This window comes from Actinophytocola sp. (genome assembly GCF_009379765.1).
Taxonomy (GTDB): Bacteria; Actinomycetota; Actinomycetes; order Mycobacteriales; family Pseudonocardiaceae; genus Actinophytocola.
In genome coordinates this window covers 43487-60473 of record NZ_WHTD01000010.1, presented here as the reverse complement: position 1 = coordinate 60473, position 16987 = coordinate 43487, and the positions used below count along the sequence as shown (strand labels likewise).

The following is a 16987-nucleotide window of genomic DNA, read 5'->3' as shown; positions in this document are numbered from 1 at the left end:
AGCGGCTAGCCTGGGGCGATGGCACTGCCGTCGTCGGGTGAGGCCGCCGGTCAGGGCTGGTCGCAGATAGCGGAGTTGGGCCTGGCGTTGGTGTTGTCGGCGGCGATCGGGTTGGAGCGTGAGGTCCGGCAGAAGAGCGCCGGGCTGCGCACGCACACTCTGGTCGGGTTCGCCTCGGCGCTGATCATGTTGGTGTCCAAGTACGGGTTCTTCGACGTGCTCGGTGAGCACGTCACGCTCGACCCGTCGCGGGTCGCCGCGCAGATCGTCTCCGGGATCGGGTTCATCGGCGGTGGGCTGATCTTCGTCCGGCGCGACGCTGTGCGCGGCTTGACCACGGCCGCGGTGGTCTGGTTGACCTCGGCGGTCGGGATGGCCGCCGGTGCCGGGCTGTGGCTGCTCGCGATTGCGGTGACCGCGGGGCATTTCGTGGTCGTGTTCGGTTTTGCGCCGCTCGCCGCTCGGCTGCCGCGTTCCGAGTACGCGTCGTCCCGGATCCGGCTGACCTATGTGGATGGTCGGGGAGTGTTGCGGCTGGTACTTGCTGAATGCACGGGGGGCAACGTCTCCGTCGGCGAGGTGTCCGTGGACCAGCACGGTGAGAAACGCGGCGCGCGCACGGTGACGGTGTGGTTCAGCGTGCAGGGCAGCGGGTCCGTCAACGACCTCATCGCTGCGCTGGTCGACGTCGACGGCGTGCTCACGGTGTTCGGTGACGACGCCAACGACATGGCGCTGTAGGTCCGGCGCAGGCGACGTGCTCCTGGCACGCCGCTCGTCACCAGCGGCGCGTTCGCCGACTTCGGCGCCGGACCACCGTCAGGACCCGGTGGGCTGCAGGTGCCGCCGCGCGCGACCGGCCGCAGTTCCTCCCAACACCACGACCGCCGGCAAGCGCCGTCGCTGCCCGAGATGAGCGCGCCCGAGGTCGCCGGTGCCGACGTGTGGCCACCGGCCTCTCTCCTCAACCGCCACCCCGTCCAGTTCCTCCGACACCACGTCGACGATCGGAATCAGTCGGCCTTCCAGCAAGCGCCTAATGCGGGCCACGAGACCGTATCCACCCACAGGTCGTGCTGGTGCCGACTGAGGGCGTCGACGCGTTCGCCGCCGGGCCTGCGCGGATCGTGGTCACCACCGGGATGCGCGTCGCGCTCGACGCCGGCCGGTACGCCGCGACGATCGCCCACGAGCGGTGCCATCTCGAGGGTCGCCACCATGATCTGGTGGGGCTGGCCCGGCGCGCGTCGGCGATCCACCCGCTGCTCGCGCCGATGGTCCGGCACGTCGAATCTCTGGTCGAGCGCGCGGCCGACGAGGCGGCGGCTGACGCGCTGAGCGACAGGCGGCAGGTGGCCCAGCGCGATTGGCACCGTCGCGCTGCGCGCAGGCAGGCGCCTCGGCGTCGGCGGGCGCACTGCACGTCGGCTCGCGCTCGGGTGAGGTGCCTCCGCGGGTGGCCGCGTTGCTCGACACCCGCGTGCATGCACGCATCCTGGTCGTCGTCCCGGCGGTGCTCGCGGTGAGCTCGATCGTGTGGACCGGCGAATGCATCGACGACCCGCAGGAGCTCCTGCGCGCGGTGGTCACCCCGTAGCCGCATCGGGACGGCGGCGGCGCTGGGCCGCGAGCCCATGGACAGGTAGCCGATGAGGGCGACGATGGTGATCAGGAACAGGACGCTGGCTGGCGATCGCCCGGCGGGCACACTTTCGGGTCCTCGAGGGCGACGCCCTCACCGCCCTCGCCGTGATCCACCTGGACCGCGACGCCGGGCGGGCCCTCGAACTCGCCGAGCAGGCCCTGACCATCCACCGCGACACCGGCGACCGCATCGGCGCAGCCCGCGCCCAGGCCATCACCGAACAAGCCATGCGCCACACGACCACCAGGTAATGGACGGCCTGGCGCGATCTCGGTCCCGCCGACGAGCCACCATCGAACACGTGTTCGATCTTTGCTGGTCGGCCCTTGTTGTCCACCCGTTCGTCGCAGTTGCTCGTGGACGTGGTTGTACAAGCCGGTGCGCGAAGAGCAGTCGTTGTGCTGGTGGCGGTCATTCGGTGGTGTCCGGGCGCTCGACGGGCCCCGGACGAGGCTACCGTCGCCGTGGACGACCTGGGCTGACTCCCGCTGAGCGGGTCCTGTCCGCTCACGGCCCCGGCACCTGGCAACGTAGCCAACCAGGCAGAATCGACGCGGCACCTGTTGGGTTGTCAACACTGTGGCGTGCGACCCGCACGCCCTGCGGAGGAGAAGCGTTGCTCGACCACGCGGTCATCGACTCGTTGTTCCCTGCTGACCTGCCCGAGCCCGAGCATTGGGAACAGTGGTACCCGGCACGCGACCTGCCGGCCGGTGCCGAAGTGACCCGGTTCGGGCCGTCACCCACCGGGTTCGTGCACATCGGCGGCGTGTACGTCGCGATGATCGACCGGGACATCTCCGCTCGCTCCGGCGGCCGGTACGTGGTGCGGGTCGAGGACACCGACCAGTCCCGCGAGGTCGAAGGCGCGTTGGCCCAGTTCGACCGGGCGTTCGACTACTTCCATCTTGAGCCCACCGAGGGCGAGGGCTCCGGCGACTACGGGCCGTATCACCAGTCCGCCCGCGAGCAGATCTACCTCACCTACGTGCGGCACCTGTTGCGCCAGAACAAGGCCTATCTGTGCTTCGCCACCCGGGACGAGCTGGCTGACATCACGAAGCGCCAGCAGGCCGCCAAGGTCCCACCCGGCTACTACGGCACCTGGGCGATCTGGCACGACGCCAACCAGGCCGCCGTACTCGCTGAGCTGGAGAAGGGGACTCCCTACGTCGTGCGCTTCCGCGCCCCCGACGCCGCGGCCGGGCAGCGCGCGCGGTTCGTCGACGAGATCCGCGGCGAGCTCGAACACGAGGCCAACCGCAACGATGTCGTCATCCTCAAGTCCTCTGACCAGCCGCTGCGGCTTCCGACCTACCACTTCGCGCACGCCATCGACGACCACTTGATGCGGACCACGCTGGTCATCCGCGGCGAAGAGTGGATCTCCTCGGTCCCGCTGCACCTGCAGCTGTTCGATGCCCTCGGCTTCGACATACCGAAGTACGCGCACATCGCGCCGCTGATGAAGCAGATCTCCGGCGGCAAGCGCAAGCTGTCCAAGCGCAAGGACCCCGAGGCCGGCGTCGACTTCTACATCGGTGCCGGCTACCCGGCCGACGCGGTGTTGTACTACCTGCGCGGGCTGGCCAATGGCCGGCTCGCCGAGCTGCCGTTGTCCGAGGCTCTCGCCGAGCCGATCCGCCTCCAGGAATGCGGCGTCGCCGGGCCTCTGGTCGACTTGGCCAAGCTGGAGGACATCTCCGCCGATCACATTGCGACCCTCTCCGGTGAGCAGATCCTCGACGCCCTCCGACCCTGGGCGGTCACCCACGATTCCGAGATCGTCACAGTCCTCGACGCCAACCTCGGCCTCGCCCTGCGCGCGTTGGCCGTGGAACGAGGCGAGGGTGTGGAGAACCCCCGCAAAGACCTGCGGAAATGGTCGGACTTCCGGCCCGCCTACGGGTTCTTCTTCTCCGCGCTGTTCGCGCCGGTCACGGATCCGGCCGACCGCCGGCTCGGCGGCCTTGATCCGCAACTGGTCCAGGCGTTCCTCGGCGACTTCGCCGGCGGCCACCAGCCGCTCGAGGACCCCAAGGAATGGTTCGACCAGATCCGCCGGCTCGCTGCGAAACACGGCTTCGCCCCCAACGCCAAGGAATACAAGAAGAACCCGGCCGCCTACCCCGGGTCCATCCGCGAAGCCTCACAACTCATCCGGGTCGCACTCACCGGTTCCACCCGCAGCCCCGACCTCCACGCCGTCGCCGCCACACTCGGCCCCGACGAAGTCCAACGCCGCCTCCGCGCACTCGCGAACTGACCGGCTCCTCGCTGGTCGGCCCCGACCTCACCCCGGGTTGGTCCACAGTGCAGTGTTGCGGATGAGCCACGTGTGATCCAGCGGGGTGAAGCGCCGAAAGCCGCGCCAATGTCCGGTGTGAAGTGGTGGCGACTCCGATGAGCAGCATGCCGATACCGGTCAACGGGACGCTGATGGGGTGCAACGTCTCACCGGCGTCCGGGTTTGGTGAAAGCCATGACGGCGGCGAGCGCGAACGTGCCGAGGCCCAGGAACGCTGGCCGATCCCTGAGGAGCGGGGCTCCCGGTCCCGTCCACCGGCTGGTGGCCACCCGGCGGCTGCTGCCCGGGAGGCTGCCCGGCCGGCGAGGCGTGGGTGTGCGTGCCACCGTCACTCCGGCGATGACGGGTGGCTATCGTGCGGGGGTGAGTTCATGCGTGACGGGCATCGGGTGAGTGCGCGGTTCGAGGAGCTTGATTGGCGGGTGACGCCGTTGGGGGAGCTCGTTCTGCGGCGGCGGTGGGATCCCGTTGTCGGTAGAGACGTGCATGAGATCAAGCTGAATGACGACTTTCTGATGTCGAGCCTGTTCACGGTCGCCGAGGTGGAGTTGGCGCGTTTCGCGCTTGCGGAGCTGGCGCCCACGCCGCTGGATGTGGTCGTCGGCGGGCTCGGTCTTGGCTACACGGCGCAGGCGGTGCTGGAGAACCCGGCCGTGCGCCGCGTGGTCGTCGTCGACGCGCTGGGCGAGGTGATCGAGTGGCACGAGCGCGGGTTGATTCCTGCTGGCGCGGAATTGACGGCCGATCCACGGTGCCGCCTGGTTCATGGCGATTTCTTCGCGATGCTGCGTTCTGGTGCCGGGTTCGACCCCGCGGTGGAGCCGATGGTGCCCGAACGGCTCTGGCACGCCATTGTCGTCGATATCGACCATTCGCCGCGCCATCTCCTTCATCCCGGCCACGCCGATCTGTACCTGCCTGCTGGCCTGCGGCGTCTCGGTGCACGACTGCACCCGGGTGGGGTGTTCGCGCTGTGGTCGAATGACCCGCCGGACGCGGAGTTCACCTCGGCGCTCGCGCAGACCTTCGAGGAGGCGCGGGCGGAGATCGTCCGCTTCGACAACCCGCTGCAGCAGCGCGAGGCGACTGCCACCGTCTATCTCGCGAAGACGGCGCCTGCCCAGTAGCAGGGCGGGAGCACAGCAGATCCGGCTCGAGCACAACCGCAGGCCATGGTGGGGATGCGGATGGAGGTAGACGACGCCGATCTGGAGGCTTGTCGTCGGCGGTCATCCATCGTCGTCCGGCTTCGGAGGGCAGGACGTCGGCGAGCAGGGCCTCGGCGGCGGTGATGATCTCGGAGTCCGGATCGAGCGCGACATGACCCTCCTGAACTCCAAAGATATACGATAGATTAAATCTCATGAAGGGCGAAGAGCAGTGACGGCCGGCGTGGTGCGGATCGGATGCGGCGCCGGATACGCGGGGGATCGACTGGAGGCCGCGGCCGAACTGGCCGAGCGCGGCGACCTGGACTACCTGGTGCTGGAGTGCCTGGCGGAGCGAACCCTGGCGCTGGCCTATGCGAGGAAGCGGCGGGATCCGTCGCTCGGTTACGACGCCGGGCTGCGGACCAGGATGGAGACCCTGCTGCCCACCTGTGCCAGGGGAACCACGCTGGTCTCCAACCTCGGCGCGGCCAACCCGCGTGGCGCGCTGGACGCGACCGTGGAGATCGCCGGCCGGCTCGGTCTGACCGGGATGCTGATCGGCGCGGTCGACGGCGACAACGTACTCGAGCAGCTCGACGGCCTGGACCGCACCGTGTGGGAGACCGGCCAGCCGATCGGCGAAGCACTCGGCGAGGTGGACTGGGCGCACGCCTACCTCGGCGCGGACGCGTTGCTGCCCGCGCTGCGGGCCGGCTGCCGGGTGGTGCTGGCCGGCCGGATCGCCGATCCGTCGCTGTTCGTCGCCCCGCTCATGCACGAGTTCGGTTGGGCCGCGGACGACTGGCACCGCCTCGGCCGCGGCACCATGGTCGGCCACCTGCTGGAGTGCGGCTCCAGCGTGACCGGTGGCTACTTCGCCGAACCCGGCCGCAAGGACGTGCCCGACCTGACCGGCATCGGCATGCCGATCGCCGAGGTGGACCCGGACGGCACCGCGGTGGTCTGCAAGACACCCGGGACCGGTGGGCAGGTGTCGGAGCGCACCTGCAAGGAACAGTTGCTCTATGAGATCCACGATCCGGCGGCGTACCTGACCCCGGACGTCACCGCCGACTTCTCCAGGGCGGCGCTGGCGCCGGCCGGCCAGGACCGGGTGGCCGTCTCCGGCGGATCCGGCCGGGTCCGGCCGGACGAGCTCAAGGTGGTGATGGGCGTCCGGGACGGATTCATCGGCGAGGGCGAGATGTCCTACGCCGGGCCGGGCGCGCTGAGCCGAGCCAGGCTGAGCGCCGAGATCGTCCGGGACCGGCTGGACCGCCAGGGCGTGCACTACACGGGTCTGCGCACCGAGTTCATCGGGTACGACTCTGTGCTCGGCCCGATCGCCCGCCGGGCCGAGCCGCCCGAGCCGTTCGAAGTCCGGCTGCGCATCGCCGCGCGGACGGCGACCGAGCGCGCGGCGGCGATCGTCGGGGCCGAGGTGGAGGCGCTGACCATCACCGGCCCGGCCGGCGGGGCCGGCAAGCGGTCCTCGGCCCGGGCCGTGGTCTCGGTGCGTTCCACCTCGATCCCGCGCTCGCTCGTGCACACCACCCTGCACACGGCGACCACCTGATTCCGCTGCTGAGGAGATCGGCCATGCTGTTGCACGAGATCGCCCACGCCCGAGCCGGCGACAAGGGCGAGATCACCAACATCTGCGTGTTCCCGTACCGGGACGAGGACTACCCGCTGCTGGTCGAGCTGCTGACCGTGGAGCGGGTGGCGGCGCATTTCGCCGGCATCGTGACCGGCGAGGTGCACCGCTACCAGGTGCCGACCGTGTGCGGGCTGAACTTCGTCCTGCACGGAACGAGGCCCGGCGGGGTGTCCGCGGCTCTGGAGCTGGACGCGCATGGCAAGAGCCTGTCCTACGGTCTGCTGTTGATCGACCTCGACCAGCAGAAAGGCTGAACGAGTGGCTCGCATTCAGTACCCAGACCTTGGCGGCGACTCGGAGATTCGGGCCGCCGCCGACGCTGTCGGTCAGGCCAGGAACGGTGAGTTACCGAACCTGTACCGAATGTTGCTGCACGAGCCGTCCCTGGCCAGCACCTGGCTGGAGCTGGGCAGCCGGCTGCGCTACCGGGGACGGCTGGACGACCGCACCCGCGAGCTGATCATCTGCCGGGTCGGTGCGCGCACCCGGTCGGCATACGAGCTGCACCACCACACCCCGCTCGCGCTGGCCGCCGGAGTCAGCCGAGCCCAGCTGGACGCGCTGGACCACACCGATCCGCCGGGTGGTCTGTTCACCGACCGGGAGCGGGACCTGATCCACTACGCCGACGCGGTGCTCGCCGCCGCGGTGACCGACCGGCACACCAAGGCGGTGCTGCGCTGGCTGGCGGATGCCGAGCTGGTCGAGCTGACCGGCCTGGTCGCCTACTATCTCGCGGTGTCGCGGTTCCTTGCCGCAATGGCGGTAGACGTGGAGACGGATGGCTGAGCTGCGGATGGTCCGCAGGACCTCGAGCGGACCGCCGAGCGGACCTGCCGGCCCCAGTGTTCGGCTTCGGCGCCCTTCGGTGTCCGTGCTCGGCTGCGAGCCTGGCCGCGCCGGTCATGGTGGCCACCGATCGAGCGTGCCGCACCTGGGGGAGTCCGGCAGGCCGCGCTCGGTATGCGGTGCCGGCCCGCCCTGTTTTCCCGGCAGCTCCGGCGAAGCACAGGCCGTACGTGGCCGGTGACCGCCACGTCGATGGTCCCGGGCACTGCCTCGCCGACCACCCGGATCAACGTGGCCACGGCCCGACCGGTGGACGCGTTGGGAGCCTTGCCAAGCGACAGGTGGCATCCCAGGCGCCGGGCACCGACTCGAGCCGCACCGTGACCGGGGGATCATCGGTGCCCGTCGCCGACGCGGAGGTCGTCAGGATCGACCCGCACCGTCCTTGGCAGCGGCGGCGGGTCCACGACCCTCAGCCCTTCCGGACCGACTGGCCGCGCGCGGCCAGTTCGTCCACAGTGGACATTACGTGGGCCGGGTCGGCACCGGGCGCCCGCACCCGGACGTCCACCTGATCCACCCCGGCCGCCGCCAGCCGGGCCAGCTCGCCCGCGCCGGTCGCACCGAAGCCGATGGTCAGGCTCAGCTCGCCGGATCCGCCGGCGGACCGGTACCTGCCGACCAGCCCTTCCCACTCGCCGTTCGGGCCGAGCTCGGCATGCAGGCCGAGCCCGAGCCGGGCAGCGGTCTCCGCGTCGGCGCCGTCCTTAGCGGCCAGCGACAGCGGCGGCCCGCTCGGCTGGACCGGACGCAGCGTCGGGCGCACCTCGTCGAACACGTAGCCGGGCCCGGTCCCGCGCACCGTCTCGTCCGTCCACATGGACCGGAGAAGCCGCAGGCCTTCGGCGAACCGGTCGGCCGCGTGCGCCGGGTCGATGCCGTGGCTGGCGCACTCGGCCGGCGTGCCGACCGCCAGGCCGGCCCGGGTCCGACCGCTCCAGGCATGGTCCACCGTGGCCAGTTGCTCGGCCAGCTCGATCGGGTTGCGCACGCCCAACGGCAGCCCGTGCACGGTGACCGCGAGCTGTCCGGCAGCCCCGGACAGGTACGCGGCAGTGGTCAGCACCTGCGGATTCCACCGCGGCGCGGTGCCCCAGCCGTGCCGCAGGGTGACCCCGTCCAGCCGGTCCCGCGCCGCGGCCAGCAGCGCCAGGTCGGCGGCCAGCGCGGCCTTGGGGTCGACCCCGGTGGGATGGCCGTCGGAGAGCACCACCGCGATCCGCATACGACTCCTCAGCGCAGCCGCTCGATGACCGCGCCGGTCAGCGCGATGCGTTCCATCACCTTGTCGTGCGGCATGCCCGGGTACTGCACCCGCAGCTTCATGTGGGTGATCCCGAACTCCTCGCCGTACCTGGCGATCTCCTCGGCGCACTCACCGGGATCGCCGAGGATGAACGTCTCCCTGGCCATCTCCTCGAAGTCGCCGGTCAGCTCCTTGTCCTTCTCGGACAGCGAGTCCTGCAGGCCGTGCTCGGCGTAGACCTCCCACTTGCGGATCATGCCGGCCCGGCCGTCCTCGATCGCCTGGGCTCTGGTCCGCCCGATGGAGAACTCCCTGGCGATCGGCACCTCGGCCGGTGCCGGTCGGCCGTGCTCGCGCCGGGTCCGCTCGTGCAGCTCGTGGTGCCGGCGCAGCGCCTCGCCGCCAAGGAACGGGCTCCAGAACGGGGCGTCGCCAACCGTGGCCGCGCGCCGGGTGGCCGGCTCGGAGTTGGTGGCGATCCAGACCGGCGGGTGCGGGTCCTGCACCGGCCGGACTCCGGGGCGCACCTCGTCGAAGTGGAAGAACCGGCCGTGGTGAGTGACCGTGTCCTCGGCCCACAGCCGGCGCATCACCTCGAGCGCCTCGGTGAACCTGGCCGCGCGGTGGCGCAGGCTGGTCTCGAACATGTCGAACTCGACCGGTCGGTAGCCCAGCCCGCAGCCGAACCGGAACCGGCCCCCGCTGAGCACGTCGAGCGTGGCCACCTGCTCGGCCACCTCCAGCGGGTTGGCCAGCGGCACCAGCACCACCGAGGACACCACGGTCAGCTCGGGCGCGGCCGCGGTCAGCCGGGCCAGCCACGGGTAGATGTTGAAGTATTGGAACGGATGCACGGCGAAATGCGTGCCGACCGAGAAGAAGCCGAAGCCGTGGTCGGCCGCGGCGGCGACCTGATCGATGTGCTCGCGCCACTGGGTACCGAGGTCCGTTCCGGTGAGTACCACCGGGCCCAGGTGAAAGCCGACTTCCACGTGACCTCCAGAGCCGACGAAGCGTTGAGTCTATGATATAGCATCACTCGTCATGCATTGCGAGTATCGATGACTCCCTGCCTGGTCAAGGCCGGCTTCGCCGGGCGCTCTCGGCTGCTGCGGGGACTCGCGGTCCGGCCGGTTGGGCGCCGGAGCGTGGCAACTGCCGGTTGCCAGTAGGTGGCCGGCGTGAGCTACGGCACGAGTTCAGCCCCGCGGGGTGGCGTCAGACCCGGACGTCCATCTGAGCCAGTTCGGTGGGGGAGGCGCCGCCGATGAAGGCGGCCACGATGTCGGCGCACAGGTCGGGGATCGCCGCCGCGATGTGGTAGCCGTCGACCGGGAGGACCAGGAAGCCGTAGTTGTCGTGGATCTCTGCGTTCCACAGGTCTCGGGAGGGGCCGTTGGCGAGCCTGCTGGCCTGGCTGGTGATCATCAGCGCCTTGGCCCGGATCAGCGCCAGCCGCGGTCGTAGGTCGAGGCCGGCGTTGCGGCTGGCCGCCCTGGCGACGAGGTCCTTGTTCGTGGCGCCCATCAGCTTGGCCCACCACTCCCGCTGCGCGTCCGAGACACCCGAGCCGAGCCGGTAGCCCATGGTCTCGCCGGCCCACTGCTCGGTGCCGGCGGCGGTCACCTTGCCGGGGATGTCCGGCTGGTGCGAGATGCGCCCGTTGCCCTCCGCCCACAGTGGACCGGTCAGTGCGGTGACGCTGCGGGTGCGCTCCGGGAACCGGGAGGCGAAGTCGAGGGAGATGCTGCCGCCGAGCTTGGCGCCGACGATGTGCGCGGACTCCCACCCGGTCACGGCGAGGAAGTTGGCGAGCTCCGTGGCCAGCGACGCGATCGAGAAGTCGTAGGTCTCGATGTCCACTGTGGACCGGTCGAAGCCTGGCAGGTCGACCCGGACCACCCGGTACCGCCTGGACAGGTGCGGCACCCACGCCGTCCATGAGCGGGACGACTCGGCCATGCCGTGTACCAGCAGCACGGTCTCCGGCTCCGGGCCCCAGGGGTCGGCATGACACTCCTCGGAGTAGTACATCGTGCACGCGTCGCTTGTCTCGATGACGGGCATTGATACCAGCCTTCCGGTCACTTGGTCACAGGGGATTCGGTGGTCTCCGGGGCGTCCTTCCGCCGCCGGGTCCGTCGCCGGTTCCAGAACCACTGCTGCACGAGCATCCCGGCGGCGAACAGCAGCAGGATCAGCGTGATGGGCCGGGAGAAGAAGGCACCGATGCTGCCCTCGGTGATCAGCACGCCGTGCCGGAAGTTGGTCTCCAGAAGTCCACTGAGGACGAACCCGATCGCGGTCGCGGCGACGGGGAAGTCGAACCTGCGCAGGAGGAACCCGACCACGCCGAACAGGATGATCATGTAGATGTCGAAGATGCGGCCCTCGGCGGCGAACGCGCCGAGCAGGATCAGGCTGATGCCGCCGCTGAAGATGGCCGCCGGCCACACCCGGGTCAGCTGGAACGCGTAGTAGGAGAACGCCCAGCCGAGCGGGAGCAGGAACAGGCCGGCGATGACCAGGCCCGCGGCCACCGTTCCGGTGAGCTCGGGCCTGGTCTGCAGGACGTTGGGCCCCGGCTCGATCCCTTGCAGTACCAGCGCTCCCATCAGCACGGCCATGCTGCCGGATCCGGGGATGCCGAGCCCGAGCGTCGGCACGAGCTCCCCGCCGACCACGGCGTTGTCCGCGGTGTTCTGCGCGACCAGACCCTCCCGCGACCCCTTGCCGAGCTCATCCGGTCTGCGGGCGACCAGCCGGAGCTGCTGGTACACGATGAACGTCGCGGCGGTGGCGCCGAGGCCGGGGATCACGCCGATGAAGAAGGCGACCACGCAGCCGAACGCCGCGGCCACGAGTACCGGCGGCAGGCTGCTCAGCGGCGCCCACACCCGCAGCCGTTGTGGCGCCTGCTTCGCGTGCGCCTTGGCGGCGGCGGCCGACGTGGCCCCGGACCTCGCGAAGGTGCCGGTGTACAGCTGGTGCAGCAGCTCGCCGAGACCCAGCAGCCCGACGGTGACCGCGACGATGTCCAGGCCGCGGTAGTTTTCCTGGATGCCGAGGACGAACCGGGGGACACTGGCCACCGGGTCGGCCCCCACGGTGCCGAAGATCAGCCCGACCACCAGTGCCGAGATGCCCTTCAGCGTGTCGCCCGCGGTGAGCGTCGCGACCGCGAGGAGCCCGATCACGGTCAGCGCGAACATCTCCGGGGCCAGGAAGTTCGGCGCGACGGCGGCGAGCGGGACGATCAGCAGCACGAAGCCGACGGCGCCGAGCACCTGCCCGATGAACGCGGCGACCAGGTTGAGGAACAGCGCCTCGCCACCCTCACCGCGTTTGAACATCGCGTAGCCCTCGACCACGGTCAGCACGGCGGACGGGGACCCGGGAATGCCCACGGTGATGGCCGTGACCCCGTTGCCGAACTGGGCGCCGGCCGCCGTCGCCACCAGCAGGAGCAACGCGTCCGAGACGCTCATCGAGTAGGTGAACGGCAGCGCCAGCGTGACCGCGATGACCAGCCCGAGCCCGGGCAGCGCGCCGACGACCATGCCCCACAGCACGCCGATGATGATGACCAGCAAGGAGAACGGGGTGACCGAGGCCGCCAGCCCGTCGAGGAAGTAGCTCATGACCCCCCCTCGCGGGCTCGGTCGAGCCGCTCGCGGTCGCCCTGTGTTGATGGTTCGCTCGCACGCTCGCTCACGAACTCCCCCTCGCGGGCTCGGTCGCGTCGCTCGCGGTTGCCCTGTGACATTGGTTCGCTCGCACGCTGTCTCATGGCATCGGCCCGGCGCCCGGCCACACGGGCAGGTCCAGGCCGAGCGCCTCGATGAACAGCAGGTAGCAGGCGGCCGGCAGCATGATCGCGATGAGCGCGGTGACGACCGGGCGCTCGCGGCCCACCGCCACCGCGATCAGCGCGGCGACCAGCAGCGGGGTGGTGATGACGAAGCCGAGGCGGGGGAGCAGCACCGCGTAGCCGACACACACGACGATCGCGAGGACGACCTGTGCCGCGCGCCCACGCGGCACGGCCTCGGCCACCGGGTCCGAGCTGTCCTCAGTGGACACCGTCGTCGGCCGCCAGACCAGCGACCGCACTATCAGCCCGATGCTCAGCACGGACAGCAACACGCCGAGCGCGGTCGGCACCGTGGCCGGGGTGAGCGGGTCGTTGCCGATCAGGTTGGTGTAGCTGATGTTCCGGCTCTCGACGATCACCCAGATGCCGAACGCGAGCAGGACGATGCCCGGCGCGAGGTCGGCGCGGCTGCGCATCCACACTCCTCCCTGACCGAAGGACCGGTGCCCTACTTGGAGATGAGGCCGAGCTGCTCGCCGAGGTCGCGAGCGTCGTCGAACGCGGTCCGCATTGCTTCCTGGGTCGCGGCGGCGTCGAGCGGCGCGGGGGTCCAGCCGAGCTTCACCATGGCGTCCTGGGCGGCCTTGACCCCCACCGACTCGGTGACGAGCTTGCTCAGCCACGCCACCTTGTCCGCCGGTACGTCGCGTCCGGTGACCACCTGCATCTGGTTCTCGACCACGAGGTCGTAGCCGGACTCCTTCAGGGTGGGCACGTCCGGCGCGTCCGCGGTGCGCTCGGCGCCCATCGTGGCCAGGATGCGGATCTTGCCGGCCTCGGCCTGCTGGGTGAGCCCGGACGCGATGCCGATGGCGATCTCGACGCCGCCGCCGAGCAGCGTCAGCGTGGACTCGCCGGAGGTCTTGTGCGGCACGATGGCGAAGTCGCCGTCGGCGCCGATCGCCTTGTTCAGCTGGATCGCCGCGATGTGGATGAAGCCGCCGGCCGTGCCGGACAGGCCGACCCTGATCTTGGTGGCGTCCTGCCGCGCCGCCTGCACCAGGTCGTCGAGAGTCTGCCACGGCGAGTCGGCCCGGACCGCGAAGCCCAGCGGCTGCGAGGCGAGCCTGGCCACGCCCTGCATGTCATCGAAGGCGAACGGGGCGGCGCCGATCGCCGTGCTCGCCACGGTCGAGTTCGTGATCATGGTGACCAGGTGCCCGTCGCGCACCCGGGGGTCGTGCACCACCGAGGACGCGGAGTCGTCGGTGCCGCCGTTGGGCAGCGGATCGACCCGGACCTGCACAGGCGACAGCTCGGACATGCCGTTCTCGACGAGGCTTCGGCCGAGGGCCTCGGTCTGGCTACCGGGCGCGGGCAGCCGGAGCGTGATCTCGCTGTCGGGGTAGCCGTCCGGATTGGCGGGCAGTGCCCCGGCCTTCGGCGCGCCACCCCCACCGCCGCCGTTCGCGCACCCGGCGGTCAGTGCGACCAAGGCCGTCGCGGCCAGCAAACACCTCGTCGTGCTGCGAACGCCCATCGACCGAACTCCCAACACTCGCCCCTGGGTAGTACTGGTGCGGTCCGTGCTCGTCGATGAGTGCTCTCGGGATAGGCAGCGACGGGCAGGACTGACGTACAGGCGCTATAATATATCGACCAGGTTGCCGAAACAAGAGCGTGTCTACCGGGATGACCTGCGCCAAGTGGGCGGGCCCGGCGCCAGGATGGCTCGTCAGGTTTGCAGAATTAGGCCGTTGACGCCTAGTTTTCAATATCATATATTCGCGCAACCGTGCTCCATCGAACGATGCGGGCACCGGCGAGTAGTTGGCAGGGTGAGCGTGGCATCGACGACGACAGTCGACAGGGCCGGCCCGACCGGGAGCGCCAGGCGGCCTCCCGGACTACTCCTGACCATGCAAACCGCGGTCATCGTCGGGTTGCTGGCGGCCTGGCAGCTGGTGGCGACCTGGTTCGGCACCGACTTCTGGACCAGCTCGCCGGACGCCATCGTCGAGCAGATCGTCCGGTGGATCCGCGACGGTGCACTGTGGACGGCGCTCGGCGTCACGCTCACCGAGACGGTCGTCGGGTTCGCGCTCGGCGCGCTGGTCGGCTTCGTGCTGGGCTGGTCCAGGGTTCTCGGCGACATCCTCGAGCCGATCATCCTGCCGTTCTATGCGTTGCCGAAGGTCGCGCTGGCCCCGCTGTTCGTGCTCGTGTTCAGCGTCGGCATCTCGGCCAAGGTCATGCTCGTCGCGCTGATGGTCTTCTTCATCGTCTTCTTCGTGACGTTCAGGGGAACCCGTGCGGTCGACCGCGATCTCGTGGTCATCGCGCGAGTCATGGGCGCCGGTCGGGTCGACACCTGGCGAGGAGCTGGCCGCCGAGTACGGGGTCAGCCGAATCCCGGTGCGCGACGCGCTGCGCCTGCTGGAGGGCGAGGGACTGGTCAGCTATACCGCACACCACGGCTACCAGATCACCCGGCTGACCGAAGAGGAGTTACTGGAGCTGCAGCGGCTCCGGGAAATCCTGGAGGACGAGGCGGTGCGGGTCGGCGCCCCCAAGATCACCGCCGCGGCCCTGGTCATGATGAACGCCGCGCTAACCGAGATGCACCACCACGAGCAGGCCGGCGACCTGGCCTCCTGGGGCGCGGCACACCGCACGTTCCATTTCGCGCTGTACGAGAGCGCGGGCATGCCGAGCCTGACCCGCATTTTCGGCCAGGCGTGGGACGCCTCGGACCTCTACCGGTCCCGGTACCTGCGCACCCGCCCGGGCCTGCGCAGCGCCAGCGCCGCGCACCGGCCGATCCTCGCCGCCGCCAGGGCCAGAGACCCGGACGCCCTGCTCAGCCTGATGGAGCGGCACCGGGGCACCATCCTCGGCTGGCTTCGGCATGGTGCGCACGACGGCCGCTGACCACCGCTGACCACCGCTGACCACCGCTGGCCGCGGCTGCCCCGCGGTCCCGGCAAATACTCAGCTGAACCGAGGGTCCGCTATAATATACTAGTTACAGTACATCAAATGGGAGGGTTCTACGTGCAGAACGATCTCGGGCAAGACAGCGGTTGGGCGTCGCGTCGGGAGGGACGGCAGGTGGCGTACCGGTCCGAGCGGGTCGCGAACGCCATGACCCTCGTTCGAAGGTCAACTCTCATCGTGCCGGCGAACGTTCCGCGCTTCGTGGAGAAGGCGCACCTGCGCGCGGCGGATGCGGTGATGCTCGACTTGGAGGATGCGGTTCCCGACGATGAAAAGGCCACCGCGCGAGATATGGCCAGGGAGGCGATTCCACAAGTCGGTCGCGGGGGAGCCGACGTTCTCGTCCGCATCAACAAGCCGTTCGAACTCGCGGTCCGCGACCTCGATGCGGTGGTTTGTGATGGCCTGACCGGCATCTTCTTCCCGAAGGTGGAATCAGCCCGAGAGGTCACGATCCTTGATGCGCTGATCGCGGAGCGAGAACTGAAGGCGGGCATTCCGATCGGCACCTTGCAGCTCGGCCTGCCGGTGGAAAGCGCAGTTGGGCTGACGAACGCGGTGTCGATTGCAACGGCCAGTGAGCGCACCGTTTCCATGACATTCGGATCGGAAGACGTCACGCTCGAGCTGGGAATCGAGCCGACCGCCGAAGGCAAGGAGCGATTCTACGGAAATGCTCGCATGGTCATGGTCGCGGCACACGCCGGAATTCAGGCCCATGGCCGGCTCGGAAATGTGGCCGATTATACCAACCTGGACGCCTGGGCATCGACCATCCGCGACGCCAAGCGGTTCGGCTTCAAGGGGTCCACTGCCATTCACCCAGGCCAGATCCCGATTCTCAACCGTGAGTTCTCACTCGATGAGGCCGAGATCGACTATGCCCGCCGGGTGATCACCACGTACGAGGAGGCGGAGTCGCGCGGGCGCGCGTCGACCACGCTGGACGGCAAGATGATCGACATTCCCACGGCCAAGCGGGCTCGCCTGATCTTGATGCGGGCCGACGCGATAGCGCGCAAGGATACGGCGCATGCGGGAGTTTGATCAACTACCTGGCCCGGAGGCAGCGATGTCATCGCCACCGGCTTGCCCGGGTGGGGGCCTTGACAATGCGCGTCAATATACTATATAGAACTGCCTGTGTCGGCCAGCCGCTGCGGTTCCCGCCCGGCGGCAGCTCGCTCGGGCGGCCGCCAGAAGGACAACGCGAAGCACGGTCACCTCTGATCGACTACCCACAGGTTCGCGCCGGGTTCATCCGCGCAGCGTGCCACCGTCGAACTGCACCTGCTGAGCAGGGTGCGGCACATGGAC

Annotated in this window: 17 protein-coding genes and 2 pseudogenes; 12 read left to right on the top strand and 7 right to left on the bottom strand. The window is 69.6% G+C overall.

Annotated features, from left to right (window positions below):
* The first annotated feature begins 18 nt into the window (after positions 1 to 18).
* From GEV28_RS04930 to GEV28_RS04890, 9 genes and pseudogenes are all read left to right on the top strand, one after another.
* The gene (locus GEV28_RS04930; protein ID WP_291409023.1) at positions 19 to 741 is read left to right on the top strand and encodes an MgtC/SapB family protein; all 723 of its coding nucleotides are present in this window, start codon (positions 19 to 21) and stop codon (positions 739 to 741) included.
* A 332-nt stretch (positions 742 to 1073) separates the two neighbouring features.
* Positions 1074 to 1160: pseudogene (locus GEV28_RS42145) on the top strand (hypothetical protein); the annotation flags it as partial.
* Between the two features lie 206 nt (positions 1161 to 1366).
* Positions 1367 to 1597 (top strand): hypothetical protein, encoded by a 231-nt coding sequence (locus GEV28_RS04920; protein ID WP_291409019.1) that lies wholly within the window; start codon positions 1367 to 1369, stop codon positions 1595 to 1597.
* Positions 1598 to 1749: 152 nt separating this feature from the next.
* Positions 1750 to 1896 carry a hypothetical protein gene (locus tag GEV28_RS04915; RefSeq protein ID WP_291409017.1) on the top strand — a complete coding sequence of 49 codons (147 nt, stop codon included), beginning with the start codon at positions 1750 to 1752 and terminating at the stop codon, positions 1894 to 1896.
* A 365-nt stretch (positions 1897 to 2261) separates the two neighbouring features.
* The gene (locus GEV28_RS04910; protein ID WP_291409015.1) at positions 2262 to 3911 is read left to right on the top strand and encodes a glutamate--tRNA ligase family protein; all 1650 of its coding nucleotides are present in this window, start codon (positions 2262 to 2264) and stop codon (positions 3909 to 3911) included.
* A gap of 413 nt (positions 3912 to 4324) precedes the next feature.
* On the top strand, positions 4325 to 5080 hold the full coding sequence (locus GEV28_RS04905) for a spermidine synthase (RefSeq protein ID WP_291409013.1): 756 nt from the start codon (positions 4325 to 4327) through the stop codon (positions 5078 to 5080).
* 253 nt (positions 5081 to 5333) lie between these two features.
* The gene (locus GEV28_RS04900) at positions 5334 to 6680 is read left to right on the top strand and encodes an acyclic terpene utilization AtuA family protein (RefSeq protein WP_291409011.1); all 1347 of its coding nucleotides are present in this window, start codon (positions 5334 to 5336) and stop codon (positions 6678 to 6680) included.
* A 23-nt stretch (positions 6681 to 6703) separates the two neighbouring features.
* Positions 6704 to 7018 (top strand): hypothetical protein, encoded by a 315-nt coding sequence (locus tag GEV28_RS04895; protein WP_291409009.1) that lies wholly within the window; start codon positions 6704 to 6706, stop codon positions 7016 to 7018.
* 109 nt (positions 7019 to 7127) lie between these two features.
* The gene (locus tag GEV28_RS04890; protein WP_291409007.1) at positions 7128 to 7553 is read left to right on the top strand and encodes a carboxymuconolactone decarboxylase family protein; all 426 of its coding nucleotides are present in this window, start codon (positions 7128 to 7130) and stop codon (positions 7551 to 7553) included.
* 472 nt (positions 7554 to 8025) lie between these two features.
* Here the strand turns inward: GEV28_RS04890 and GEV28_RS04885 are convergent, their stop codons facing one another.
* From GEV28_RS04885 to GEV28_RS04855, 7 genes are all read right to left on the bottom strand, one after another.
* Positions 8026 to 8838: an LLM class flavin-dependent oxidoreductase gene (locus GEV28_RS04885; protein WP_291409005.1), complete on the bottom strand. Its 813-nt coding sequence runs from the start codon at positions 8836 to 8838 to the stop codon at positions 8026 to 8028.
* Positions 8839 to 8846: 8 nt separating this feature from the next.
* Positions 8847 to 9851 (bottom strand): LLM class flavin-dependent oxidoreductase, encoded by a 1005-nt coding sequence (locus tag GEV28_RS04880; protein ID WP_291409003.1) that lies wholly within the window; start codon positions 9849 to 9851, stop codon positions 8847 to 8849.
* A 226-nt stretch (positions 9852 to 10077) separates the two neighbouring features.
* The gene (locus tag GEV28_RS04875; RefSeq protein WP_291409000.1) at positions 10078 to 10926 is read right to left on the bottom strand and encodes an alpha/beta fold hydrolase; all 849 of its coding nucleotides are present in this window, start codon (positions 10924 to 10926) and stop codon (positions 10078 to 10080) included.
* Between the two features lie 17 nt (positions 10927 to 10943).
* Positions 10944 to 12500, bottom strand: a complete 1557-nt coding sequence (locus tag GEV28_RS04870; RefSeq protein WP_291408998.1) for a tripartite tricarboxylate transporter permease — start codon at positions 12498 to 12500, stop codon at positions 10944 to 10946.
* 145 nt (positions 12501 to 12645) lie between these two features.
* Complete coding sequence (locus GEV28_RS04865) at positions 12646 to 13149, bottom strand: tripartite tricarboxylate transporter TctB family protein (protein WP_291408996.1); 504 nt, start codon at positions 13147 to 13149, stop codon at positions 12646 to 12648.
* A gap of 32 nt (positions 13150 to 13181) precedes the next feature.
* Positions 13182 to 14213, bottom strand: coding sequence for a tripartite tricarboxylate transporter substrate binding protein (locus tag GEV28_RS04860; protein ID WP_291408994.1), 1032 nt, complete (start codon positions 14211 to 14213; stop codon positions 13182 to 13184).
* 237 nt (positions 14214 to 14450) lie between these two features.
* Positions 14451 to 14843, bottom strand: coding sequence for a hypothetical protein (locus tag GEV28_RS04855; protein WP_291408992.1), 393 nt, complete (start codon positions 14841 to 14843; stop codon positions 14451 to 14453).
* Between GEV28_RS04855 and GEV28_RS42140 the strand changes: the two are divergent.
* The 3 genes and pseudogenes from GEV28_RS42140 to GEV28_RS04845 form a co-directional block, all read left to right on the top strand.
* Positions 14797 to 14982, top strand: a pseudogene (locus tag GEV28_RS42140) (ABC transporter permease); the annotation flags it as partial. The gene GEV28_RS04855 and the pseudogene GEV28_RS42140 sit on opposite strands and share 47 nt — an antisense overlap.
* Position 14983: 1 nt before the next feature.
* Entirely contained in the window at positions 14984 to 15604 is a 621-nt protein-coding gene (locus GEV28_RS04850; RefSeq protein WP_291408990.1) for a GntR family transcriptional regulator, read from the top strand.
* A 108-nt stretch (positions 15605 to 15712) separates the two neighbouring features.
* Entirely contained in the window at positions 15713 to 16717 is a 1005-nt protein-coding gene (locus tag GEV28_RS04845) for a CoA ester lyase (RefSeq protein WP_291408988.1), read from the top strand.
* The last annotated feature ends 270 nt before the right edge of the window (positions 16718 to 16987 follow it).

What these genes read in the sequence shown, in the direction of transcription:
- GEV28_RS04930 (WP_291409023.1), top strand. Translation starts at nt 19, where the DNA reads ATGGCACTGCCGTCGTCGGGTGAGGCCGCCGGTCAGGGCTGGTCGCAG.
- GEV28_RS04905 (WP_291409013.1), top strand. Translation starts at nt 4,325, where the DNA reads ATGCGTGACGGGCATCGGGTGAGTGCGCGGTTCGAGGAGCTTGATTGG.
- GEV28_RS04895 (WP_291409009.1), top strand. Translation starts at nt 6,704, where the DNA reads ATGCTGTTGCACGAGATCGCCCACGCCCGAGCCGGCGACAAGGGCGAG.
- GEV28_RS04890 (WP_291409007.1), top strand. Translation starts at nt 7,128, where the DNA reads ATGTTGCTGCACGAGCCGTCCCTGGCCAGCACCTGGCTGGAGCTGGGC.
- GEV28_RS04885 (WP_291409005.1), bottom strand. Translation starts at nt 8,838, where the DNA reads ATGCGGATCGCGGTGGTGCTCTCCGACGGCCATCCCACCGGGGTCGAC.
- GEV28_RS04875 (WP_291409000.1), bottom strand. Translation starts at nt 10,926, where the DNA reads ATGCCCGTCATCGAGACAAGCGACGCGTGCACGATGTACTACTCCGAG.
- GEV28_RS04870 (WP_291408998.1), bottom strand. Translation starts at nt 12,500, where the DNA reads ATGAGCTACTTCCTCGACGGGCTGGCGGCCTCGGTCACCCCGTTCTCC.
- GEV28_RS04865 (WP_291408996.1), bottom strand. Translation starts at nt 13,149, where the DNA reads ATGCGCAGCCGCGCCGACCTCGCGCCGGGCATCGTCCTGCTCGCGTTC.
- GEV28_RS04860 (WP_291408994.1), bottom strand. Translation starts at nt 14,213, where the DNA reads ATGGGCGTTCGCAGCACGACGAGGTGTTTGCTGGCCGCGACGGCCTTG.
- GEV28_RS04855 (WP_291408992.1), bottom strand. Translation starts at nt 14,843, where the DNA reads ATGATCGGCTCGAGGATGTCGCCGAGAACCCTGGACCAGCCCAGCACG.
- GEV28_RS04845 (WP_291408988.1), top strand. Translation starts at nt 15,713, where the DNA reads ATGGGAGGGTTCTACGTGCAGAACGATCTCGGGCAAGACAGCGGTTGG.